21 protein-coding genes are annotated in these 23516 nt (G+C 61.9%); 7 read left to right on the top strand and 14 right to left on the bottom strand.

The features are described from left to right. Positions 1-71: 71 nt before the first annotated feature. Complete coding sequence (locus tag AAFP29_RS20165; RefSeq protein ID WP_419219181.1) at positions 72-920, bottom strand: ABC transporter ATP-binding protein; 849 nt, start codon at positions 918-920, stop codon at positions 72-74. 100 nt (positions 921-1020) lie between these two features. Between AAFP29_RS20165 and AAFP29_RS20170 the strand changes: the two genes are divergently transcribed. Continuing rightward, positions 1021-2046, top strand: a complete 1026-nt coding sequence (locus AAFP29_RS20170; RefSeq protein WP_419219182.1) for an LLM class flavin-dependent oxidoreductase — start codon at positions 1021-1023, stop codon at positions 2044-2046. A 73-nt stretch (positions 2047-2119) separates the two neighbouring features. Here AAFP29_RS20170 and AAFP29_RS20175 read toward each other — a convergent pair whose 3' ends face one another. From AAFP29_RS20175 to ctaD, 4 genes are read right to left on the bottom strand one after another with little or no spacing between them, the layout of a single operon-like run. Further along, positions 2120-2914: a peptidyl-tRNA hydrolase gene (locus tag AAFP29_RS20175; protein ID WP_419219183.1), complete on the bottom strand. Its 795-nt coding sequence runs from the start codon at positions 2912-2914 to the stop codon at positions 2120-2122. Position 2915: 1 nt separating this feature from the next. Further along, entirely contained in the window at positions 2916-3803 is an 888-nt protein-coding gene (locus AAFP29_RS20180) for a DUF4190 domain-containing protein (protein WP_419219184.1), read from the bottom strand. Between the two features lie 6 nt (positions 3804-3809). Then, positions 3810-5057 (bottom strand): phosphoserine phosphatase SerB, encoded by a 1248-nt coding sequence (serB, locus tag AAFP29_RS20185; RefSeq protein ID WP_419219185.1) that lies wholly within the window; start codon positions 5055-5057, stop codon positions 3810-3812. A gap of 23 nt (positions 5058-5080) precedes the next feature. Beyond that, complete coding sequence (gene ctaD / locus AAFP29_RS20190) at positions 5081-6781, bottom strand: cytochrome c oxidase subunit I (RefSeq protein ID WP_419219186.1); 1701 nt, start codon at positions 6779-6781, stop codon at positions 5081-5083. Positions 6782-7109: 328 nt separating this feature from the next. Between ctaD and AAFP29_RS20195 the strand changes: the two genes are divergently transcribed. Continuing rightward, complete coding sequence (locus tag AAFP29_RS20195; protein ID WP_419219187.1) at positions 7110-8141, top strand: ABC transporter substrate-binding protein; 1032 nt, start codon at positions 7110-7112, stop codon at positions 8139-8141. A gap of 101 nt (positions 8142-8242) precedes the next feature. Here the strand turns inward: AAFP29_RS20195 and AAFP29_RS20200 are convergent, their stop codons facing one another. Next, on the bottom strand, positions 8243-8776 hold the full coding sequence (locus AAFP29_RS20200) for a DinB family protein (RefSeq protein WP_419219188.1): 534 nt from the start codon (positions 8774-8776) through the stop codon (positions 8243-8245). A 52-nt stretch (positions 8777-8828) separates the two neighbouring features. Here AAFP29_RS20200 and AAFP29_RS20205 point away from each other — a divergent pair, with 52 nt between their 5' ends. From AAFP29_RS20205 to AAFP29_RS20215, 3 genes are read left to right on the top strand one after another with little or no spacing between them, the layout of a single operon-like run. Continuing rightward, positions 8829-9227, top strand: a complete 399-nt coding sequence (locus AAFP29_RS20205; protein ID WP_419219189.1) for a PPOX class F420-dependent oxidoreductase — start codon at positions 8829-8831, stop codon at positions 9225-9227. 41 nt (positions 9228-9268) lie between these two features. Then, entirely contained in the window at positions 9269-12118 is a 2850-nt protein-coding gene (locus tag AAFP29_RS20210; protein WP_419219190.1) for a DEAD/DEAH box helicase, read from the top strand. Between the two features lie 18 nt (positions 12119-12136). Further along, positions 12137-12874 carry a hypothetical protein gene (locus AAFP29_RS20215; protein WP_419219191.1) on the top strand — a complete coding sequence of 246 codons (738 nt, stop codon included), beginning with the start codon at positions 12137-12139 and terminating at the stop codon, positions 12872-12874. 84 nt (positions 12875-12958) lie between these two features. Here the strand turns inward: AAFP29_RS20215 and AAFP29_RS20220 are convergent, their stop codons facing one another. From AAFP29_RS20220 to AAFP29_RS20230, 3 genes are all read right to left on the bottom strand, one after another. Further along, entirely contained in the window at positions 12959-14344 is a 1386-nt protein-coding gene (locus tag AAFP29_RS20220) for a DUF2252 domain-containing protein (RefSeq protein WP_419219192.1), read from the bottom strand. 91 nt (positions 14345-14435) lie between these two features. After that, positions 14436-15437 carry a class 1b ribonucleoside-diphosphate reductase subunit beta gene (nrdF, locus tag AAFP29_RS20225; RefSeq protein WP_419219193.1) on the bottom strand — a complete coding sequence of 334 codons (1002 nt, stop codon included), beginning with the start codon at positions 15435-15437 and terminating at the stop codon, positions 14436-14438. A gap of 176 nt (positions 15438-15613) precedes the next feature. Beyond that, the gene (locus AAFP29_RS20230) at positions 15614-16129 is read right to left on the bottom strand and encodes a TrmH family RNA methyltransferase (RefSeq protein WP_419219194.1); all 516 of its coding nucleotides are present in this window, start codon (positions 16127-16129) and stop codon (positions 15614-15616) included. 324 nt (positions 16130-16453) lie between these two features. Between AAFP29_RS20230 and AAFP29_RS20235 the strand changes: the two genes are divergently transcribed. After that, on the top strand, positions 16454-17086 hold the full coding sequence (locus AAFP29_RS20235) for an LON peptidase substrate-binding domain-containing protein (RefSeq protein WP_419219195.1): 633 nt from the start codon (positions 16454-16456) through the stop codon (positions 17084-17086). A gap of 35 nt (positions 17087-17121) precedes the next feature. On the opposite strand, the gene nrdE is transcribed toward AAFP29_RS20235, so the two are convergent. The 4 genes from nrdE to AAFP29_RS20255 form a co-directional block, all read right to left on the bottom strand. Then, entirely contained in the window at positions 17122-19314 is a 2193-nt protein-coding gene (gene nrdE, locus AAFP29_RS20240; protein WP_419219196.1) for a class 1b ribonucleoside-diphosphate reductase subunit alpha, read from the bottom strand. Positions 19315-19375: 61 nt separating this feature from the next. Beyond that, positions 19376-19846 carry a class Ib ribonucleoside-diphosphate reductase assembly flavoprotein NrdI gene (gene nrdI, locus AAFP29_RS20245; protein WP_419219197.1) on the bottom strand — a complete coding sequence of 157 codons (471 nt, stop codon included), beginning with the start codon at positions 19844-19846 and terminating at the stop codon, positions 19376-19378. A 110-nt stretch (positions 19847-19956) separates the two neighbouring features. Further along, positions 19957-20190: a glutaredoxin-like protein NrdH gene (gene nrdH, locus AAFP29_RS20250; RefSeq protein ID WP_419219198.1), complete on the bottom strand. Its 234-nt coding sequence runs from the start codon at positions 20188-20190 to the stop codon at positions 19957-19959. 483 nt (positions 20191-20673) lie between these two features. Further along, on the bottom strand, positions 20674-21279 hold the full coding sequence (locus tag AAFP29_RS20255) for a TetR/AcrR family transcriptional regulator (protein ID WP_419219199.1): 606 nt from the start codon (positions 21277-21279) through the stop codon (positions 20674-20676). A gap of 134 nt (positions 21280-21413) precedes the next feature. Here AAFP29_RS20255 and AAFP29_RS20260 point away from each other — a divergent pair, with 134 nt between their 5' ends. Further along, positions 21414-21989 carry an NAD(P)H-dependent oxidoreductase gene (locus AAFP29_RS20260; protein ID WP_419219200.1) on the top strand — a complete coding sequence of 192 codons (576 nt, stop codon included), beginning with the start codon at positions 21414-21416 and terminating at the stop codon, positions 21987-21989. 25 nt (positions 21990-22014) lie between these two features. Here AAFP29_RS20260 and eccB read toward each other — a convergent pair whose 3' ends face one another. Continuing rightward, the gene (gene eccB / locus AAFP29_RS20265) at positions 22015-23505 is read right to left on the bottom strand and encodes a type VII secretion protein EccB (protein WP_419219201.1); all 1491 of its coding nucleotides are present in this window, start codon (positions 23503-23505) and stop codon (positions 22015-22017) included. Between the last annotated feature and the right edge of the window lie 11 nt (positions 23506-23516).

Genomic DNA, 23516 nt, shown 5'->3' on the forward strand with positions numbered 1-23516 from the left:
CTTTCACTCACTGTGAGGCACGCTACTTAACGCGTCGGCCTAGCGAACGCTCGGGTGCCCACTGCACTGTTCTACCCGCGACGATGTCCGCCCGCCGACCGCTGACGTCGAGCGAAGAAGCGACCGTCAATGCGGTCGAGTGCGATGCGCTGGCTGAACGCTGTCGACAAGTTCTGTGCGGTCAGCACGTCATCGAGCAGGCCCTGCGCGACAACTGTCCCCTCGGCGAGGAGCATCGCGTGGGTGAAACCCTCCGGGATCTCCTCCACGTGGTGGGTGATCAGCACGGTAGCCGGTGCGTCGGGATCTTGAGCCAGGCGCCCGAGCCGCTCAACTAACTCTTCTCGTCCGCCGAGGTCGAGTCCTGCGGCGGGTTCGTCGAATAACAATAATTCGGGGTCGGTCATCAATGCCCGCGCTATGAGGACGCGTTTACGCTCCCCTTCCGACAATGTGCCGAAACGTCGGCCCGCGAGATGTTCGGCGCCCATCGACTCCAGGGTGTCGATGGCCTGCCCGCGGTCGATATCGTCGTAACGCTCCCGCCACCGTCCGATCACCGCGTAACCGGCTGAGATCACCACGTCGCTGACCACTTCGTCATCAGGAATCCGGGCCGCCAGAGCGGGACTGGACACACCGATCCGCAATGACAATTCACGCAATTCGGCGCTGCCCAGGCGTTCGTCGAGCAGCCGCACGGTCCCCGACGTCGGGTGCAGCCGACCCGCCGCGATGGAAAGAAGCGTCGTCTTGCCCGCGCCATTGGGACCGAGAATCACCCAGCGCTCATCCAGTTCGACCTGCCACGACAGTGGTCCCACCAGGGCACGGCCATCGCGTACCACCGAGACATCGCGCAGGTCGATCAAGAGGTCTGGATTGGACTGGGAGGAGTCGGCCGTAGTCACCTCACCCATACTATTGAGCCGGTCCGCCAAGGCGCTCACTTACCGCGTCGGGCGAAGGTGTGTCGCGTGGTTCGGGAATAATCGACGTCGCTCATCGTTGAGATTCGACGTGGCTGTTCCTCTCTCACTACTCGATCTCGCGCCAGTCAATCTCACCGCGGGCGAAACGCTCGCGGACAGCATCAAACATAGCGTGACGATGGCCCAGAACGCGGAAGCCGGTGGCTACGAACGCATCTGGTACGCCGAACACCACAACATGCCGACCATCGCGTCAGCCGCTCCAGCGGTGCTCACCGGAATCATCGCGGCGCAGACGTCCACCATTCGATTGGGCGCGGGCGGTGTGATGCTGCCCAATCACGCGCCGCTCACCATCGCCGAGCAGTTCACCACGCTGGCCGCCGCCCATCCCGGCCGCATCGACCTCGGCCTGGGCCGGGCACCAGGAACCGACCAGCAGACCTTCGCCGCGTTGCGTCGCAACGTCGCATCGGCCGAACGATTCCCCAGCGATGTCGTCGAGTTGCAGGCATACCTCCGCGGCGAGTCCCGTATTGCGGGGGTGTCGTCGCTGACCGGTCAGCCGACCGACGTCGAGTTGTACATCCTCGGGTCGTCGTTATTCGGCGCACAGCTCGCCGCCCAACTGGGTCTGCCGTATGCATTCGCCTCACATTTCGCACCGCAGGCACTCGATCAGGCGATTACCATCTACCGCAACGAGTTCCGCCCCTCGGACGCACTCGCCGAACCGTATCTGATCGCGGGGATGACCGCGATCGTCGCCGACGATCCCGACGTCGCCGAGGACCAACGGCAAAAAGTCGTCCACAGTCGGGTTCGTCGGCAATTGCCTGCCGACCGCGTCTACAGCGACGAGGAGATCGACGCACTCCTGTCGACTCCGGGCGGCGCGTCGATCGCCGACATGATGCGATACAGCGCCGTCGGAACCCCCGACGTCGCACGCGCGGCCATCGAAGATTTCGCCGCATATACAAACGCCGACGAATTGATCATCGCGCCGACGGCACTTGATCGAGCGATTTGGCATAACACCGTGACGGCGCTGGCACCGTCGGCACCCGAGGTGTCAGCTTCGGGCCTCCACCGGGAAACTGCGGCGTCGTAACCCGGTTCTCCCGTCGTTCGCGAAAATCGTCCGAATAGTTGCTCGGCGAGGGCATATTGCCCTAGTGAGCCAACTATTCGGACGATTTTCCCGAGGCGAGGGGCCTCGACGGTAGTGGTGAGGGCACCGAATCAGGTTCCGACGGCCACTGGGCGATCACCGTCACCGATCCCGGTGCGATCTCGGTGAATCCGGCGTCTCGCACGGCGACCATCGTCCCTCGACTTTCGGCGTCGAGCAACCGCGCCCAGATGGCCTGTTCCGGGGCACACACTTCGATCGGGCAGCCACCCTGATGCCACGCCCGAGCCTGCTCAAGCGACATCAACTTCACGCCGAGCATCGCGCCGTGGCCCACCTGGGCCGCCAACTTGCCGACGGTCATCTCCAATGCCGGGTTGATCCACAGCACCAACGTGCCGACACTGCCGTCAGGTGTCGAAGGCAGTTCACCGTCAACCTCGGTTCCGCCGATCTGCAATCGCTTGATCCGGGGGTCGACGTCGCCGACTCGGCCGGGCACGAAGGCGCGGGCCTGCGCCGTACCGTGCGACGCCGTGATGCCCCAAACTTGCTGTGCGGCTTGCCAATGCGAAGTGCGTGCGCGTCGGGCGATCTTGCGGATGCGCGCAGCGCACCACGCGTCCAGCTCCGCCGCCCACGGCCCGTCACCGCCGCTGCGCTCGTCAAGACACAACAACACCACGGCGCGCGCGGCTGCGATCAGCAGTTCGGCCCGACCCGGCGGGTCAGTCTTCTCGATCCGCAACACCATCGCCATCGCGAGAACTTTGGCCGGGTCGTCGTAGTCATCGGCACCGCCGACGTAATCACGCAGTCGTTGGTACGCGTCGTCGAACTGCCCCAACCTACCGACCTTTGATCGACGAGGTACGCGGGGTGGTGAAGGTAGCAACGCAACTGAAGTCCCGGTCGCCCCGCGCCCACGACGACGCCATCGGATACACGTAACTGACTTCGACATCCGATTCGGTTGCGGCCGTAGGTGCATAGACCGACAGCTGATCGACACACTGCTGGGCCTTTTGTTCGGCCTCGGTCGCCGTCGGCGCACTCGTCCCGGTCAACGTGATCTCATAGAACACCTCGGCCCGGTGCGAAGTTGTGCAGGACACGACGTCGAGGTCAGTAACCTTCGACTCACCTGCGGAGTTCTTCTTCGACAGATCCAACTCCGATAGGCAGTCGCCCACGCTGACATCGATCCCGGTCGACGGAACGACCGGGACTGTGAACGACGGGATGGCAAACTTCGACGAATCGGAGCCGCTCGCTCGGTCATCGTCGTCGAGCACATCCGTGACGGCCCCAAGCACAAGCAAACCCACGAACCACAGTGCACCGCAAACGATTCCGGCAATTGCCAGACCGCGACCCTTCTGCCCTCTGGTTTTGATCTGATTCAGCGCGACGATGCCGAAGATCACGCCGAGCAGGCCAGCGCAGATGATCGGAATCAGGCCGGTGACCAACGCTGCGATCGCCAGCCCATTGGTGGTCTGTGACGCCGGATTCGGTGGCGGCGGTGCGTACCCGTACGGCGCACCGGACGGCTGATTTCCCCACTGTGGGCCGCCCGGCGGCGAATAGCCTTGCTGCGGTTGATATCCCTGATTCGGATCTACCGGTGACGAGTAGCCCTGCTGTGACGGATAACTCGGCTGCGGCTGATAGCCCTGCTGCGGTGGGTTCGACTGCTGCTGCGGATCCCAGTTGGGTGGTCCAGGTTGTGACATAGCGGATTACATTAGCGGAACGCGTCGCAACGTGCCGTCGACGGCATCGGCGGCCTCAATCTCGTGGCGGGTCACGCCGAGGATGAAGAGCACCGCGTCGAGGAACGGATAGCTGAGCGCCGTGTCGGCGATCTCGCGTAGTGCGGGTTTCGCATTGAATGCGATACCCAGACCGGCGGCGGTCAGCATATCGATGTCGTTGGCACCGTCGCCGACGGCGATCGTCTGCTCCAGTGGTACACCGACCTGGTCGGCGAAGGCTCGCAGCGAACGTGCCTTGGCAGCGCGATCGATAACCTCACCCACCACCCGGCCGGTCAATTTGCCGTCCACGATCTCCAGGGTGTTGGCCCGGACGAAGTCCAGCTCAAGTTCATGGGCCAGCCCGTCGATGACTTGACGGAAGCCCCCGCTGACCACTCCACAGTGGTAACCGAGGCGGTGCAGAGTACGGATGGTAGTCCGGGCGCCCGGCGTGAGCTGCAATGCCGACGCCACTTCGTCGACTACCGATTCATCAAGTCCGGCAAGGGCTTTCACGCGTTGATGCAATGACTGCTCAAAGTCGAGTTCGCCGCGCATCGCCGCTTCGGTCACCGCCGCGACTTCGGCTTCTTTGCCGGCCTTCGCGGCCAACATCTCGATGACTTCACCTTGGATCAGCGTGGAATCGACGTCGAAGACGATCAGGCGTTTGGCGCGACGCGACAGTCCGGCCCGCTCCACAGCTACGTCGACGCCGTGTTTGACGGCGACCGCGGACAGCCCTTTGCGCAGCGCCACGTCGCCCTCGGCATCGTCCGAAACGACACTGACGAGCAACTCCAGTCCGGTCACCGGGTAGTCCGCGATACCTCGGATCGCATCGATATTGCCGCCCTGACTTGCCAACTCCGACGCCAACGCGCGAAAGGCGCGAGCGGTGACCGGGCTACCGAGTACAACCACGGCGTGCGAGGACCGGGTGCCGCTGCCCGGATCATGCCCGACCTCCACATGCACGGTGATCCCCGCGCTGACATGCCCGCCCGCAGCCATCGCCTGCTCGACCGAATCTTGGAGTTCTTCGGGATCGTCGGCTCCGGTGACGAGCACCCCGAGAATCAGACGTCCCCGAATCACGACCTGTTCGACGTCGAGTAATTCAACCTGCGCCGCCGCCAACGCCCCCATCAGCGCCGATGTGACGCCCGGTTTGTCGGGGCCGCTGACGGTGATGAGGACGTTCGACGGAGCTGTACTTGAGTTAGCCACCACTGTTCGGTGAGTTGTGTGGACTAGTGTCCGCCACCGGGTCCGGTATGCGCCTCGGCTCGCATTCGCTCGATCATGTGCGGATAGTGCAGCTCAAACGCTGGACGCTCCGAACGGATACGGGGCAGCTCGGTGAAGTTGTGCCGCGGCGGCGGGCAACTGGTTGCCCATTCGAGCGAGTTACCGAAACCCCACGGGTCGTCGACGGTCACAACTTCGCCGTAGCGGTAGCTTCGGAAAACATTCCACAGGAACGGCAGCGTCGACAGACCCAGAATGAATGCGCCCGTCGTCGACACCATGTTCAGCGTCGTGAAGCCATCTGACGGCAGGTAGTCGGCGTAACGACGCGGCATGCCTTCGTTGCCCAGCCAGTGCTGCACCAGGAAGGTGAGGTGGAAGCCGACGAAGGTGAGCCAGAAGTGGATCTTGCCCAGCTTCTCGTCGAGCATGCGTCCGGTCATCTTCGGGAACCAGAAGTAGATACCCGAGTAAGTCGCGAACACAATCGTGCCGAAGAGCACATAGTGGAAGTGCGCGACAACGAAATACGAGTCAGACAGGTGGAAGTCCAGCGGCGGGCTGGCCAGGAGCACACCGGTAAGTCCACCGAAGAGGAAGGTAACGATGAAGCCGACCGCGAATAGCATCGGCGTTTCGAACGTTAAGTGCCCCTTCCACATCGTGCCTATCCAGTTGAAGAACTTCACACCGGTCGGCACCGCGATGAGGAATGTCATGAATGAGAAGAACGGCAATAGAACGGCACCGGTGACGTACATGTGGTGCGCCCACACGGCTACCGACAGGGCCGCGATCGAGATAGTCGCGTAGACCAGGCCGTTGTAACCGAAGATCGGCTTGCGACTGAACACCGGGAATACCTCGGACACGATGCCGAAGAACGGTAGCGCGATGATGTACACCTCGGGGTGACCGAAGAACCAGAACAGGTGCTGCCAGAGCAGGACGCCGCCGTTCGCCGGATCGTAGAGGTGGGCACCGAACTGACGGTCGACCTCCAGACCCATCAGGGCCGCGGTGAGCAGCGGGAACGCGAGCAAGATCAGAATCGACGTGATCAGGATGTTCCAGGTGAAGATCGGCATGCGGAACATCGTCATGCCGGGTGCGCGCAAACAGATCACCGTGGTGACCATGTTGACGGCACCAAGGATCGTGCCCAGACCGGAGACGCCGAGACCCATGATCCAGAGGTCACCGCCAACGCCCGGCGAGTGAATCGCATCGGTCAGCGGGGTGTAGGCGGTCCAGCCGAAGTCAGCCGCACCACCGGGGGTCAAGAAGCCGGAAACCGCCACGCTCGAACCGAACACGAACAGCCAGAAGCCGAAGGCGTTCAGACGTGGGAACGCGACGTCGGGCGAACCGATCTGCAGCGGAAGCACGAAGTTCGCGAACCCGATGACGATCGGTGTCGCGTACATCAGCAGCATGACGGTGCCATGCATGGTGAAGAGCTGGTTGAACTGCTCGGTCGACAAGAACTGAAGACCCGGATGCGCCAGTTCGCCGCGCATCAGCAGGGCCATCAGGCCGCCGATCAGGAAGAACGCGAAACACGCGACGATGTACATCATGCCGATCAGCTTGTGATCGGTCGTGGTCAACAGCTTGTAGAGGAACGACCCCTTCGGCTGGTAGCGCTCCGGGAACGGGCGCTCCACTGCCACCTTGGGGGTGGGCTGGTCTACCGCAGTCAACAGATCCTCCTGAAGTTCACAAATCCCAGTATCGAACTTGCTGGCGTAGCAAGCCGCACGCGTTTCGTCGATCAATGATGGACGCAACTCGCACACGGACAGGCCACACCCGATGGGTTGATCCTAAACCCTTCACGTGGACAAAGCGGAGTGGGTCCTACGAACTGTCGTATTTGATTGCGCGGAGGGCCGTTTTGCCCGGTCGCAGCCGATAGCTCGCCCGACCGCGGCGCGCCGCGCCGATTCCGAGTTGGGCCTCGGATCCGCGGGCGGTGCGCTCAGTCGCGCGAAACCCGGTGTGCCAGACCCACAGTGCTAGCGTGATCGGGTGTTGCGCACCCTCCCTCGTCGTATTCGGTCGGCCCACTCTCGTCGCACTGGCCGGATCGCGCTGCAGGTCGGACTCGCCGGCGCCGTCGCGGTCGGGGTGCTCAGCGGCTGCGGTGAAGAACCGCCGTTGACAACGCCCGAGGGCAAACTCATCTCGACGTCGACGACGAGAATCGCCGACGTCAACGTCGTATCGGCCGACCGCGACTTCGCACGTACCTGCCTGGCACCCACTGCTCCCGACGCCGGTAAATCCGATGTCGCGCGCATCGTCGTAACCGATCCCGCACTGCTCGACGCGATCTGCGGCCTGGGAATAGGGCCGAAAGTCGTAGCCGTCACGGCGGCGGCGGGTTCGGTCCCGGCTTATCTCGGACCACAACTCACCGGCGTGCCGGCCGTCGGCACCTCCCCCGACGCCGCCGCGGTCGCATCGGCGAAACCCGACGTCGTGCTCACCACCCCGGAAACAGCGGCGTCGGCGAAGGCGTTCCGAACAGCGAAAGTCGAAACCATCGCACCCGGCAGTTGGCAGGAGCGATTCCAATCTGTCGCATCGGCTCTGGGTCGCTCGCAGGCCGGCGAAGAACTGCTCGACGAATTCACGACCGAAGCCACGAAAACAGGTCGGCGGATGGACGCCGCGCACAACGAGGTTTCGCTGGTTCGATTCGGCGCGAACTCGGAGATGATCGCGGGCACCGACTCATTCGGCGGCCAGATCCTGTCGCTCGTCGGCGTGCAGCGGCCCGGCCCTCAGCGTCACGGTCAACAGACCACGTTGTCGGATAAGACATTCAACGACGCCGACGGTGATCTGATACTGGTGAGCTTCCAGGGCGACGCCGGCCTCGCGCATGGCAAAGAGGTATTACTGTCCGACCGCTGGCTGGATATGGGCGCACCGACGTGGAAACGCGTGATGATCGTGAACGACGATGTGTGGTACCGCTCATCGGGATTGGCGGCGGGTTGGCTGGTGCTTAACGACATCAAGGGGTCGCTGGACGGAAATTCGGCCCAGTTCTAGTCCCCGACTTAGCCCACGGCCAGAGCATGGTACAGGTCAATAATTGTCGTGAACCCTCAGAATGCTGAGGGGTATCTCGCGCCGCCGAGACTGAACCTCACCTAGCAAGCGCGTTCACCGGTCACATCCCACCAGTGATGCACCGGGTCGTGGATGAAATACCGGGCAAGAGTGTCGGTGGTGAAGAGTGATCCGTTGCTCCGCCGGCCCGTTCGCTCCCACTGCGGCCCACTGACTGCACTGAATCGATTAGCCAAATCCGTTGCCGCCGAGAGTAATTCACCGGCAACGATACTCGAATCCTGCTCCCCGTAGCGCCCTTGAACCGCCGCGTCGTCTTGGTCCCAATTGGGAAACATTGGATCGTTCCGAGTCAGCATTAACTGCAGTCGCTCGTCGAAGATCCGCATGCAGTCCCGCACGTGGCAGCCATATTCGAGCGCCGACCAGGTGTCCGGGGCCGGTCGCCGCGCAAGGTGCCGACCACCGGACAGAAATTGCGCGAAACTTTCGGAGATATCGCAGAGCATCCGCGGTACGGCCGCGACATCGATCACCGATGCGTCAAACCCGCATTCGTCGCAGGACCGCTCGATTACCCAGGTCCAATCCTTCTCATCCGGCTCGATGCTCATACGCCAAGCGTAGGCAACCGCGCTGTCATACTGCGCACGTAAGCTGGTAGCCATGGCAAACACAGTCCCCAGCGGATACGAAGACCTACTGGAACGGCCCATCGTCGGTGTACTGACCACCGTCTCGACAGACGGCGTGCCTAACTCGACGCCAATGTGGTTCCTGTGGGACGGCGCGAGCGCGCAGTTGCGATTCACCCACACCAACGCTCGCAAGAAGATCAAAAACTTGCAGGCCAACCCGAACTTCTCATTCACCATCACCGACCCGGACAATCCGTACCGCTATCTCGAGGTCCGTGGCGAGTACGGATCCGTCGAGCCCGACCCCACCGGCTCGATGTACGTCACGCTCGGCAAGCGTTACGGCAATGCCGAACAGACACCACCGCCGGACTCGGCCGATCGGGTGATCCTTAACCTCACCGCGACCTACTTCGGAAAGAAGTAGCCACTCTGGATCTGCATGCATTGTGGCGTCCGGGCGCGGGTATGGCTTTGTGGTACGACACCGACCAGCAGCCGCCGATGCCAGAACCATTGCGCTCGAAGAAGTTTCGCCACAAGACACCATTCATCGACGCACACGGCAAGCGCATATTCGTGACGTCAGCGATCGTCGGCATCACCGGTACTGTTGATTTACTCGACTCATTCAACGAGGTTGCCGACGAAGAGCTGTCCGGCGACCTGCGTTACTACCGAAATATGCTCGCGGGCATTCGCGCATTCGTCACCTCTGGCTCGGTGGCACCAGCAGTCGTCACGGTGGCCGACGAGCCGCTGCTGCGGTGGCAGATCATCGCGACGCCGATCTGGCGTGGCTGGTTCGCCGCACTCAACCACGCGTCATCTCCCGCTCTCGATGCGAACGGCGGATCGGTGACCATCGCAGATCTAGCGGCGGAGTTCGTCGACCACGAATGTCGGCGGCGATGCCGTGAGATCACCATCGACTCGATCTCCACCCCCGCGTTGCGGGCGCTGCTCCCCAACGCTGCCGACGACCTGCCATTTCCGCCGGGCAAGGCCGCATCGGCGTGGTCTGCCTGGTCGGGCAGCGTGGCGGCAAGCGAATCAACGCTCTTGTTGCGTCTGTTCGAACCGCAGTCGCCGACCGATGAGTTGACATTCGACGATCCCGACTTCGAACCGGTTGAGACACCGGAACGATGGCGCCTGGCGGTATGCCGCCGGCTTGTCGACGGCGCGGTCGAATCGGTGCTCCCCCATCGCTTAGAATCCGTCGAATTAGATTCCCTCACAACCGATCTCGCTCGGGTTGTGACCGCGTGGCCGCAACTCGCCGAGGCGGACCACGATCCGCACAACCTCGACTTCTTGCTACCAACATCGCTCACCGAAGCATTCTTGGCTACCGGCGCGACCACGCTGGCCGAGAACGGCGTCCAAGTCTTGTTGCCGCGCACCATCGCGACCGTCCGGCCCACCCTGGCGGTTCGCGCGCTACCCGTCGGACTCAGCTCGGCGGTCAACACCATAGTCGGGCTCGACGATGTGCGAGACTTCGAATGGCGGCTCGCCCTTGGTGATTCACCGGACGCCGCTCTGCTCAGTCAATCTGACCTCGACGAACTGGCACGCCAGCACGGAAGCCTCGTCCGTATCCGAGGCCAATGGGTCACCGCCGAGAACGAGACCCTCACTCGCGCCGCGAAATTCATCGCCGCGCAACGACTTCAATCCACCTCCGACCACCCGGCGGACTACGGTGAACTATTCGGTCTCGTCACCAGTGACACATTGCCGGTGCCAGTCAGTTCGGTACGGGGTTTGTCGTGGCTCGATGATGCCATCACCGGATCTCTTATCCCGCAAGACCTTTCTACACCTGAGACGCTGACTGCCACCCTGCGCCCATATCAGCAACGCGGATTCGAGTGGCTGGCATACCTGGCGCAACACGGCATCGGTGGCGTACTCGCCGACGACATGGGCTTGGGTAAGACCATTCAAGTGATCGCGCTGACTTGTCACGAGCTGGCATCGGCCGCAGCGGTCGGCTCGACTGACGACATCGCCAAACCCCCCGCAGCACTGGTGGTGTGCCCGATGTCGTTGGTTGGCAACTGGGAACGGGAATTCGCGCGCTTCGCGCCGACTGTTCGCACCGTGGTTCATCACGGCTCGGGGCGAACCATCGGCGACGATTTCGCGAAAGCTGTCGCCCACGCCGACGTCGTGATCACCACCTTCGCGCTCGCGGCCCGCGATAGCGAACTTCTGACCCGCTTCCACTGGCGCCGAGTAATAGTGGACGAGGCGCAACACGTGAAGAATGTCGCAACCCGACAGGCAAAGGCGTTGCGCCTGTTGCCGACCCGTCATCGCATCGCGCTGACCGGCACACCGGTGGAGAATCGATTGGAGGACTTGCGCGCCGTAGTCGACCTGGTCAATCCCGGTCTACTGGGCAGCCCGTCGGTATTCCGCGCGCGCTTCGCCGATCCGATTGAGCGTGAACGCGATAGCGGCGCACTGCGGCGGCTCAACTCGATAACCCGCCCGTTCATCCTGCGGCGTGAGAAGACCGATCCGACCATCGAGGTGGACCTACCGACGAAAACCGAGTTGACCGTTCGCACCAACCTGACGGTCGAGCAGGCTGCTCTGTACCGAGCGATCATCGACGACCTAATGGAAGCACTGAGTGACGCACAGCAACGGGCACTGCGCCGACGCACGGTACTGGCCGCGCTGACCAGACTCAAACAGGTCTGCAATCATCCGGCGCACTATCTGGCCGATGGGTCAAAGGTGTTACGGCGCAACGTACATCGCTCCGGAAAAGTAGAACTGCTGACCGACATTCTCACCACGGCGACGGCAGAGGGTGATCGGACTCTGGTCTTCACCCAGTTCGCTGCCTTCGCTGAACTATTGGCGCCGTGGCTCACCGAACAGCTCGGCGTCGAGATCCCGATACTGCACGGCGGTTTGTCCCGATCCGCCCGAGACGACCTGGTCGCCGACTTCCAATCCGGCGACGGACCGCCCGCACTACTGGCAACTCTCAAAGCCGGCGGCACCGGCCTTACCCTGACGTCAGCGAATCAGGTTGTGCACGTAGATCGTTGGTGGAATCCCGCCGTCGAGGAACAAGCCACCGACCGTGCGTACCGGATCGGTCAGCAGCGCTCGGTACAGGTTCGCAAGTTCGTCTGTGTCGGGACCCTGGAAGAGCGGATCGATGAGATGATCACCGCCAAGAAGGAATTGGCCGGACTTACCGTCAACGCCGGCGAACACTGGCTTGGTGACGTCGGCGACGACGAACTCTTCGAACTGTTCCGGTTACGCGACGAAGCGGTAAGCGAATGACCGGCTGGAGTGGCCGCAATGGCCGCTAAGCGACAGCCACCAGTCCGGGCATACGGAGTCACCGTCTGGTCCCAAGCATTCCTCTCGGTGATCGATCAATCCCAACCTCGACGAGTGACTAAGGCACGCAGCTACTTTCGTGAGCGACATGTCCATCGACTGAGCATCGGAAAGGGGCTGATCACGGCCACCGTCGACGGCAGTCAACTCGAGCCGTTCGAAACCACGCTGCGCACTCGCGCCGTCGACGCGGCGACTGTCGTCGACCTGCTGCGTCAACGCAACGCTCTCGATGACCTAATGGCAGTCGCGCGCGGTGAACAGCCAGTGGTTCTGCGCGAATTGATCGCACCCACCGAACCTGCCGACGTCGTCGCCGCGTGCACGTGCCCGATCGACGACACGTGCATTCACGTGCTCGCAGTCGCCTTCGAAGTCGCTGCCGAAATCGACCGCCGCTCAACGACTTTGCTTACCGTGATGGGAGCAGATCTGGCCGACCTGCTGGCTCGTCAGTCCGACGACATCGAGCCCGCCGAAGACAACTCGAGCAATCCGCTGGACGTCACCGACTACTTCGGCGACTCGCGGACGCTACCCAATCTGCCGGCTCCGCCACCGTTTCGGGTGTTCACCGAACTCGACGCCAGCGCCTTGCGCGCGGCCTTGCGCGCGTGCGGCGTTGGAGCCCTCGATGTTGCCGAGGCAACCGACGAACTGGCCGAGTTATACGATCACGTCACGCGGGACGGCTGAACTCAGCTCGATGCGGCGTCGCCGGGGCATCACTCCCCCCCGCCTGGGGTGCCAGCAGATTTCAGTCGGCGACAGATTGCGGCGTCACGGCCACCCCTCGACTGCGGGCACTTCGCCGTCTTCGATAGCCTTCGCCAACTGCGCGTGGTCACGGTTATTCTGTTCGGCATATGCGAAGGCGAAGGCCGAGAACGCTTCCGCTGCCTTATTCGACGTGCCGAGATAGTCGTTGATCGCTTGGACATCGCCGCTCCTCGCATGCGCGCGGGCCAGGACATGACCACACGCGGTCGCGAACTGCGCCAGGCGCGAAGCGATCATGTCTCCCTTGGGGATAACCTTTCCGTCACGGAACTGGCGCACGTAGAAGTCCAGGGCGTCTGCTGAGTCGGGCCCCTTGATCGACGTCCAGCCGACGAACATGTCAGTGGCACTCTGAATCATGCGCTGTCCGTGAATGACTCGCGATCCATGATTGTCATACTGACTAGCGCCGAGGAACTGCTCATATACCGACGGACCGGCTTGCTTCACCTGCAGAAAGATCGGATCGCCGGTACGGCGTTCTTCGCTGAGCGTCAGGAACACCCGCATGCCAACACTTCCCACACCGACGACCTGCTGCACCGCATCGACCAAGTCATAGCGTGACCACAGCGACGAGATGTGATCGGGAATGGATTTTTGGTACGCCGCGATAATCGCTTCCAGCTCATCGTAGTGATCACGTAATGCGTGCGTTCGGTACGGCGGTTCCTCGGTGATCCGACGTCCACCATCGACGACAGCGGTGAGTTTCTTGAAAGCCCCTCGATTCGATCGCTTGGCCGCGCGCTTTTCGATGATCTGGTCGAGACGGTGATCATCGTCATCGGTGGTGTATCCGACGAGTTGTTCGGTACTGACACTGTCGTACCAGATATCCAGTTCGGGCCAGGTCGAGTACGTGCCGATCCAGTCTCGGTAACCGGCGAAACCCGCGGCGACGGCGGCCCGGGCGACGTCGGGGACGCCATTCGATCGTGCCAGAATCACCAGACTCGTCAAGAATCGCTTGACATCCCACTCGAACGGACCGGGCAGGGTCTCATCGAAATCGCGGAGATCGAAGGCAAGGTTACGTTCCGGGGTATTCCATAGTCCGAAGTTCAGCACGTGCGCGTCGCCGCAGAGTTGCACCGCGATGCCGGTGTTCGGCGCCGACGCCAGGTCGGCGGCCATCACGGCCGCGGCCCCTCGATAGTAGGTCCACGCCGACGCGGCCATCCGGCCATGACGCAGCGGGAGTAGACCCTGATCACGAATATTGTTCTGCGCCAGGATGGTTTGTAACGCATCGTGTCCGCGCTTCGTCGAATCCCATTGCCCCAAGGCGCGACGTCCCACCACCTTGCGCTGCGCCGCGCCGTCGACCGAAACGATCTTGTTGGGACGCGCCGGAAACGCGGTCTCACCCTGCCACAAATTCATTCGGTCATTATCCCCCTGCGGAAACTAACCGACACAAAAACCGGGGTTCGCGACAACTATTGTCGCGAACCCCGGTTCTTGTGGGGGTCGCTCAGAAGGCCCAGTCTTCGTCCTCGGTATTGACGGCTTTGCCGATTACATACGAACTGCCCGAGCCGGAGAAGAAGTCGTGATTCTCGTCCGCGTTGGGTGAGAGCGCTGAAAGGATCGCCGGGTTAACGTCGGTCTCATCGCGCGGGAACATCGCTTCGTAGCCGAGGTTCATCAGCGCCTTGTTGGCGTTGTAGCGCAGGAACTTCTTGACGTCTTCGGTGAGTCCGACTTCGTCGTAGAGTGCCTCGGTATAGTCGGTCTCATTGTCGTAGAGGTCGAAGAGCAACTCAAAGGTGTAGTCCTTCAACTCATTTCGACGCTCCGGGCTCAGCGTCTCAAGTGCCCGCTGGTACTTGTAGCCGATGTAGTACCCGTGTACCGCCTCGTCGCGGATGATCAAGCGGATCAGGTCGGCGGTGTTGGTGAGCTTTGCGCGACTGCTCCAGTACATCGGCAGGTAGAAGCCGGAGTAGAACAAGAATGATTCCAGTAGGGTCGAAGCGACCTTACGTTTGAGCGGATCCTCGCCACGGTAATAGTCCATGACGATGCGAGCCTTGCGCTGCAGATGCTCGCTCTCCTCGGACCAGCGGAATGCCTCGTCGATCTCTTTGGTGGAGCACAGCGTCGAGAAAATCGAGCTGTAGCTCTTGGCATGCACCGACTCCATGAACGCGATGTTGGTGAGCACCGCTTCCTCATGCGGAGTGGTGGCATCTGGAATCAGCGACACCGCGCCGACGGTCCCCTGAATCGTATCGAGCAGCGTCAGGCCGGTGAAGACACGCATCGTGAGCTGCTTCTCATGCTCGGTGAGTGTGTTCCACGACGGGATGTCGTTGGAAACGGGCACCTTCTCCGGCAACCAGAAGTTCCCGGTCAGACGATCCCAGACCTCCGCGTCCTTCTCGTCGGGGACGCGATTCCAGTTGATCGCCGACACCCTGCTCACGAGCTTGATAGGTGCGCCGTCGGCTGGACTGTGGGCGGTTTCAGTCATGGTCCCTCGATCTCACAGACAAGAATTTGCGATTGCGTATCTGAGACTACTCGCAACAACGGGTAGTGGATGGAGGCGCTCCGACGCACTAGATGGTGTGTGATTTATGTTCCGCAGGTGGCGGCGTGTCGAACGAATATCCATCGCCGGGCGTGTCGGATACTCTCGTCTTCCACTCACGCCAGACCGGCGAGCTTGTACCCAACCAATGATCCGGCAACCGCTACATTCAGGCTCGCGCCGCGCCCGATCATCGGGATCTCGACTACCTCGTCGAGCAGATCGAGCGCTTCGCCGGGAATGCCGGAACGTTCGTGACCGAGCACGATGACCGTTCGTTGCCGAGCCGCGCCGACGTCGGCCAGTCGCGTCGCACCTTCGGCCAACTCGACGCCGACGATATAAGTCCCACGCTGCCGTTCCCGATCAAGCCAGCCGATCGGATTTCCGGTCCGATGGATACAGGACCGGCCGGGGACAGTGTTTCCGCGCCGCAACGCTTCGGGGACCCAATCATGTGGCGGCACAGCCATGCAGGCGCCGATAGCATCACATGTGCGTAGCAGGGTGCCGAGATTCGCACCATGCTGCGCCCACAGCGGCGCGAAAATTAGGTGGTCCCAACAGGAATGACTGCGACGGCGACGCGAATCTCTCAACTCGTCCGGCGTGCGGACGCGGACGCGGGCCATCAGATGCGGTGAGGCTCAGCGCCCCTTTCGATATTCGGCATTGTGGTCACCGTAGCGCACTCGTCGCCTATCGGGAAGTCCACGCGACTTCGAGTCTTGGCTCGCAGTCGCGAAATATCAACTGCGACAACGACCGTCGATGTGAAGGGGCTGCATTCGCCGCCGTGATGGCCGGGGCCGCTCACTTCAGTCATGGCTGATCGTGCTCCGAAACCGCACGAGTGGCGTCACCGGGGAGGCAACTCGGTGGCCGATACTGACCACTTGCGGCCTGTCTATCCCACTTCGGCGCACGATCTCGGACGAATGCGCAATGCTGTAGCGATGACCGAGATGCCGATGTTCCCGCTGGGATCTGCCCTCATGCCGGGCGAGCACCTGCCGCTGCGGATCTTCGAACCGCGCTACCGGGAGATGCTGCAAGATTGCATCGACTCCGGCGAGATGCGTTTCGGCGTCGTGCTGATCGAACGCGGCAGCGAAGTTGGCGGCGGTGATACGCGCGCTGACGTCGGAACCATCGCCGAAGTGGTCGAACATCAACGCGCCCGAAATGGCACCTGGGCGCTCCTGTGCCGCGGCATCGAGCGGATTCGGATCGATGAATGGCTCGACGACGCTCCCTATCCACGTGCTCGGATGTCGACCTGGCCAGATGGTGCAGTAAGCGACGAAGCATGGAATATCTGGCTGCAGGAACTCAAAGGGAAGGCGTCCGGGCTGATCAATTTTCTCAGCGCCATCGCCGAAGAGGCTAACCAGAATTTGCCGATTCCCACACTTGCCCACGCGGACCAACCGGCAACTGAATACACCTATGCCACAGCACATTTCATGCCGATCACCCAGGCCGACCGGCAGCGCGCGCTATGCGCCGCCGATCCGATCAGCCGAGCAAAGATCCTAATGGAGGCGATCGACGACGCTCGGTCCGCTCTGCAGTTTCAGTTGAGGTGACTGCAATACCCGCAACCCTGCTTGCCGGGGGTGCCTCACAACATGCAGGACACGCAGCCCTCGACTTCGGTTCCCTCCAACGCCATCTGACGCAGGCGGATGTAGTAGAGCGTTTTGATTCCCTTACGCCAGGCGTAGATCTGAGCCCGGTTCACATCGCGAGTGGTCGCGGTGTCCTTGAAGAACAGCGTCAGGCTCAAGCCCTGATCCACATGCTGCGTCGCCGCCGCATAGGTGTCGATGATCTTCTCGTAGCCGATTTCATAGGCATCCTGGTAGTACTCCAGGTTGTCGTTGTCCATATAGGGCGCCGGATAGTAGACGCGACCGATCTTGCCTTCCTTGCGGATCTCGATCTTCGCGGCAACCGGGTGGATAGAACTGGTCGAGTGATTGATGTAGCTGATCGACCCGGTCGGCGGCACCGCCTGCAGGTTCTGGTTGTAGATACCGTGCTCGGCCACCGAGGCTTTCAGCTCACGCCAATCCTGCTGGGTCGGGATTGTGATTCCGGCCTGGCCGAACAGATCTCGCACCTTCTGGGTGGCGGGCTCCCACGTCTTGTCGGTGTACTTGTCGAAGAACTCGCCGCTGGCGTATTTACTCTTCTCGAAACCAGCGAAAGCATTGCCACGCTCTTTAGCGATACGGTTCGACGCCCGCAGTGCGTGATAGAGCACCACGTAGAAGTAGATATTGGTGAAGTCGATCCCCTCTTCGCTGCCGTAGAACACTCGTTCACGGGCGAGGTAGCCGTGCAGATTCATCTGGCCCAGCCCGATCGCGTGGCCGTGATCGTTGGCCTTCTTGATCGACGGAACAGAATCGATCGCGGTCTGGTCTGCAACAGCAGTCAGACCACGAATCGCGGTCTCGATGGTCTGCGCGATATCCGGGGAGTCCATCGCCTTGGCGATATTCAGCGAACCCAGGTTGCAGGAGATGTCGCGGCCGACCTCTTTGTAGGACAGGTCGTCGTTAAATGTCGACGGCGTCGACACCTGCAAGATCTCCGAGCATAGGTTGGAGTGGGTGATCTTGCCCTCGACCGGATTGGCCCGGTTCACCGTGTCTTCGAACATGATGTACGGGTAACCCGACTCGAACTGCAACTCGGCGAGTGTCTGGAAAAACTCACGAGCTTTGATCTTGGACTTGCGGATTCGCTTGTCCTCCACCATCTCGTCGTACTTCTCGGTGACGTTGATATCGGCGAACGGCACGCCGTAAATACGCTCGACGTCGTACGGGCTGAACAAGTACATGTCGTCGTTGTTCTTGGCCAGTTCGAAGGTGACGTCAGGGATGACGACGCCGAGACTCAGTGTCTTGATCCGGATCTTCTCATCTGCGTTTTCCCGCTTGGTGTCGAGGAAGCGATAGATATCGGGATGATGGGCATGCAGATATACCGCACCGGCACCCTGACGTGCACCGAGCTGGTTGGCGTAGGAGAACGAATCTTCCAGCAGTTTCATAATCGGGATGACGCCCGACGACTGGTTCTCGATCTTCTTGATCGGCGCACCGTGCTCGCGAATGTTGCTGAGCAGCAACGCAACTCCACCGCCGCGCTTAGACAGCTGCAGTGCGGAGTTGATGGAGCGGCCGATGGATTCCATATTGTCTTCGATGCGAAGCAGGAAGCAACTGACCGGTTCGCCCCGCTGCTTCTTTCCCGAGTTGAGGAAGGTCGGGGTGGCCGGCTGGAACCGACCGTCGATGATCTCGTCGACGAGGTTGCGGGCCAGCGTCTCGTCGCCGTCGGCGAGGGTCAATGCCACCATGCAGACCCGGTCCTCGAATCGTTCGAGGTAACGCTTGCCGTCGAAGGTCTTGAGGGTGTAGCTCGTGTAGTACTTGAACGCACCGAGGAAAGTCGGGAAGCGGAACTTCTTCTTGTAGGCGTGCCTGAACAGTTCCTTGATGAACTCGGGGTTGTAGCGGCCCAGCACCTCGGGCTCGTAGTAATTTTCCTCAACCAGATAGTCGAGCTTCTCTTCAAGGTCGTGGAAGAAGACGGTGTTCTGGTTGACATGCTGCAGGAAGTACTGATTGGCCGCTTCACGATCCTTTTCGAACTGGATCCGCCCGTCGGCGTCGTACAGGTTGAGCATCGCGTTGAGCGCGTGAAAGTCGAGGTCACCGGGCTCGTGGCCGCCTGGTCCGGCGTGGGCGCCGGACTTACTGGCCGACGGGGCGTCTGCAGAGGTGAGGGTTGGCGACACGACGACTCCTGAAGATAGTGAAAAGTATATGCGGAACTGCGATTGACAAGCCCGAACGCCGTCAGGCGCTCGGGGTAAGCGTGGGTTGCGCGAAACGCGTGGTGTTGGCAAATTCAGCGAGCCCGGCCTGAACGCGCTGCACGTCGTACTCGGTTCCCATGAGTTCGAATCGGTAGAGGTACGGGACGGCGCATTTGGCGGAGACCACATTGCCCGCCATGCAGAACTCCTCACCGAAATTCGTATTGCCCGCGGCGATCACCGCTCGGATGAGGGATCGATTGTGGTGGACGTTAAGGAATCTGATGACCTGCTTGGGTACATACCCGCCACCTGTCGATGATCCGATCTTGCCGCCACCATATGTCGGGGTGATCAAGATGTAAGGCTCATCGACCGTGAAAGCTCCTGTGGCACTTGCAGATCCGCTAACCGGAATACGCACGGCACGCATTCCCAGCTTCTTGACGAACCGGTGGGTGTTCTCCGATACCGACGAGAAGTAGACAATCAATGGCGATGGATCCGCCATGTCTACCTCCACGTGGTGTCCGACGTCGATGTTGGTTACGTGTTGTCCTGCTCGGCTTACGTCGTCGCGTCGATCCGGCTTCCCCGTCGGATCGATCACTCCAGTGACGATCAGGCCGCGTTGGCTGCCGCCGCTTTGATGCGGTCTGGCCGGAAACCCGACCAGTGCTCACCATCGACGACAACGACCGGTGCCTGCAGGTAACCCAATGCCATTACATAATCGCGAGCTTCTGGGTTCTCGCTGATGTCCACGACGTCGTAGGACAGACCCTGCTTGTCGAGCGCCTTGTAGGTCGCATTGCACTGAACGCAGGCCGGCTTGGTGTAGACGGTGATTGCCATTTCTCAGGTGCTCCTCACAGCAGATGGGATCAGAGGATTCAAGGATCTCCCGGGTGGTGAATCGTGAACTTTCGCTCCCGACTCCCACTAGCGTGAGCACGTCCTGATGGGGATGGTGCCGTCTGCCGTTCCGGTCCCTCAGACACTACACCTAGTGGTCGGTCTTTGGAACCAACACAAGAGCTTGTGAATAACATTCGTGAAAGTCGCAGGTCGCGAGGGTGCAGAATCTTAAACTTCGGCGTGTCGCAGCGCATTTCGGCGTGTCGAGTCTGGTGTCCTGGATTCAGACACCGAGCGCTGCCGTCGGCGGTCAGTTTTCTCATGTTTTCAGCTCTACACCGGGGGTACGACGCCCACTTCAGCTCGGGCGCGGCTAGAAACTGCAGAGTGGGAGCAGTCGAGGGAGATATGACCTCGCCGACACTCACGACGCAGAGTTCGACCCACACCGCTGGGCAGCCAGCACGCGCCACCGCCGAATCAAGAGATTGCGCCAGCGACTAGAGCACGCACCATCGTTTCCCACTGTGCGATCACATCAAGCAGATCCAGTCCGAGTCCGGCAGTCATATGAGCCACGGACGCAGCCTCGAACGGCGCCTGAATGGCGACCGCGAGCACCGTGGTGTCCTCGAAACCCAACTGCCGCAGCAACATCGTCACGTGAGCGCTCGACGCCGCCCAGACAGGATGTCGAAAGCGTTCGACGCCGGATTCGTCGGCCTCCAACAAGAGGTCGAGATGATCGGCATGCATTTGCAGTCGCGCCCGACCGTAGGCGAGCAATCGGTCGAGCGGCGGAGCTCCGGGACCGAGCGGAGGCGGCCCGGAAATAAACGCCTGCTGCAGTTCGGTCTCCGAATGATTAAGCAGGGCGCGCATCAAGCCGGTTCGGTTGCCGAACCGCCGGAAGACGGTGCCCTTACCGACGCCAGCTTCGCGGGCCAGCGCATCCATCGTCACCCCGGCGGCGCCGTGCCGCTCGATGAGGGTCGCGGCAGCCTGCAACAGCAAACGACGATTCCGCGCGGCATCCGCGCGCTCGCATTCGCTGGACATGGGCAGAGTGCTGCCGAGATCTTGCATGTGATGAGCGTAACTGTTGACGGGAACGGGAATTGGTCGGACTGTGGTCCGGTTACTTCCACTGTAGCGACAATCACGCGCAGCCGAATTCAGAGTCGGTCGGCGCGACAACCACAAGGCATAGGGGCTAGACAATGAGCACTGACAACACCGTCGAGATCGCCGTACTAGTAGGCAGCCTGCGCAAGGCATCGATCAATCGCCAACTCGCCGAAGTGGCACGAGACAACGCCCCTGACGGCGTCACAGTTAACATCGTCGACCTGCAGGCACTGCCCTTTTACAACGAGGACAACGACCCCGCGACGCCCGATGGCCAAGGTGCGACTCTGGCCGAATCCGTCGTCGCTGTCCGTGCCGCAGTCGGCGCAGCCGACGCGGTGCTATTGGTCACCCCCGAGTACAACGGCACCATCCCGGCCGTCCTGAAAAATGCCATCGACTGGCTTTCCCGTCCGTACGGCACCGGCGCCGTCAAGGACAAGCCGGTCGGCGTAATCGGCGCGGCGCTCGGCCGATTCGGTGGTAAGTGGTCCCGTGAGGACACCCGCAAATCAGTTGGTATCGCCGGCGGACGAGTAATCGAAGAGGTCGAGGTCGGCATCACCACCGCCGATCTCACCGACGAAGGCGTCGGCCACGCCGACGTGGTGGCGCAGGTTCTTGTCGCCGTGTCCCGCCTCGCCGACGAGGTCAAAGTCAACGCCTAAGCGCGTAGGACGGGCAGGCCCGGGCTCAGCCGGGCCCCTCAACCGAGATGGGCACAGCGGCGGTGTCCGGCGACATTCCCGCGTGCGCGACCAGAGCGTCGGCACGCGCGAGCGCCGGACCCGCGGTGAGGAGTGCGAGCATCGGCCACGGCGCGAGCAAGTCGGCGTCCTCCCCCAAGCCGAGCATCGCGCCCTCTTCGATGCCACCGACGCCATACCGAATCCCGTTGTCGGACACCAAATATCTGCTCTCGCGTCGAGGGCTGTCCGGTTCAATGCCGGTAAGTCGTATATATAGCCCTTGGCCTGGAGGCACCGCTACCTCATCTAGCCCCGGTCCCCCGCCGTCCGCGCCAACCGGCACCGCGACCCGCTGGTCGGCGCCGGTCGGGACCTGCGTGGCGAAGCGTAGCCGCGTATACGACGACCCATCCGAGCCACCATGCCACTCATGGCAGAGCACCGGTGCAGCCGCGATGTCGACGAGACGCGGTGTTACAGAGGGATAGTGGGCGACCGCCAAAACATCGCTGACTGGCACGCCGACGAGAGTTGCCGGATTGATCGCCCTGACGGTGCCTTCGACTTCGGCGGCCCCTCCCCATCCGCCGAGTACCAAAATGTCGGCGACCACGCTCGAAATACGTTGCACCCCATCGGAAAGCACTGCGAAATGGGATTGCCGGCCGGCCGCGTCGACAGTCTTCACAACCGATCCAACTGAGATATCGGCGCCGAGAACACTTGCCCGACCTACGCCAGCCACAGCCGGTACCACCAGGTCGGGCATCCTCGGCAGACTGTTGAGCAGCCCCGGGCTCGCCGGACGCGCAACGGCGTTTTCCGCTCCGAGTGCCCTGCGCACCGGCACACTCGCGGTATCGATGCGGGCCCGAACCGGACGAGCTCGATCGCCGGCAGGTACCTGATAGACGAGATATATTCCGTCGGACGCGGTAAGCAATGCGGCGTCGCGCGTCGCGGTGATCGACCCCGGCGCGGGTGGACCGATAATCAGCGTTGTTGTTCGCACGTTGACGTCGGCACCGCGCCCGCCGTCGCTATCACATACTGCCCAGTCCGATGATCCGCCCGACGGCGTCGGCAAAGAGCTTGGGGCACCTGGTATTCCGAGGAGCGGCCCACGCGGATATCTCGCAAGCACTGAGTCGCCAACCGATTTGGGCGAGGCCGCCGTCCCGACGATGAGCCGCGCCGACGCCAGGTTGAGCACCGGATGCAGACGATCATCGAGCCGGACATACATCGCACCGCTGCTCTTACTCAGCAGAATCGTCGCGTCGCCGACGTTTCCCTGTGGCCGCACCAACCCGTAGACGCCGCACCCGCCGAGTACCAGCGTGGCGATGAGCAACCCCGCGAACAGGGCGGTGCGCTCCGAACGCATCGGATCGTGCAGCATCCGAACATCCCTGCGCACCAACGCATGCTCTTGGCGCCTCAATAGAAACCGGTATCCGTTGACCTGCGCTTTGGTCGTCAGTTGACGCACCATGATCCGCCCTC

The sequence above is a fragment of the Gordonia sp. CPCC 205333 genome (assembly GCF_048537885.1).
Classification (GTDB): Bacteria; Actinomycetota; Actinomycetes; order Mycobacteriales; family Mycobacteriaceae; genus Gordonia.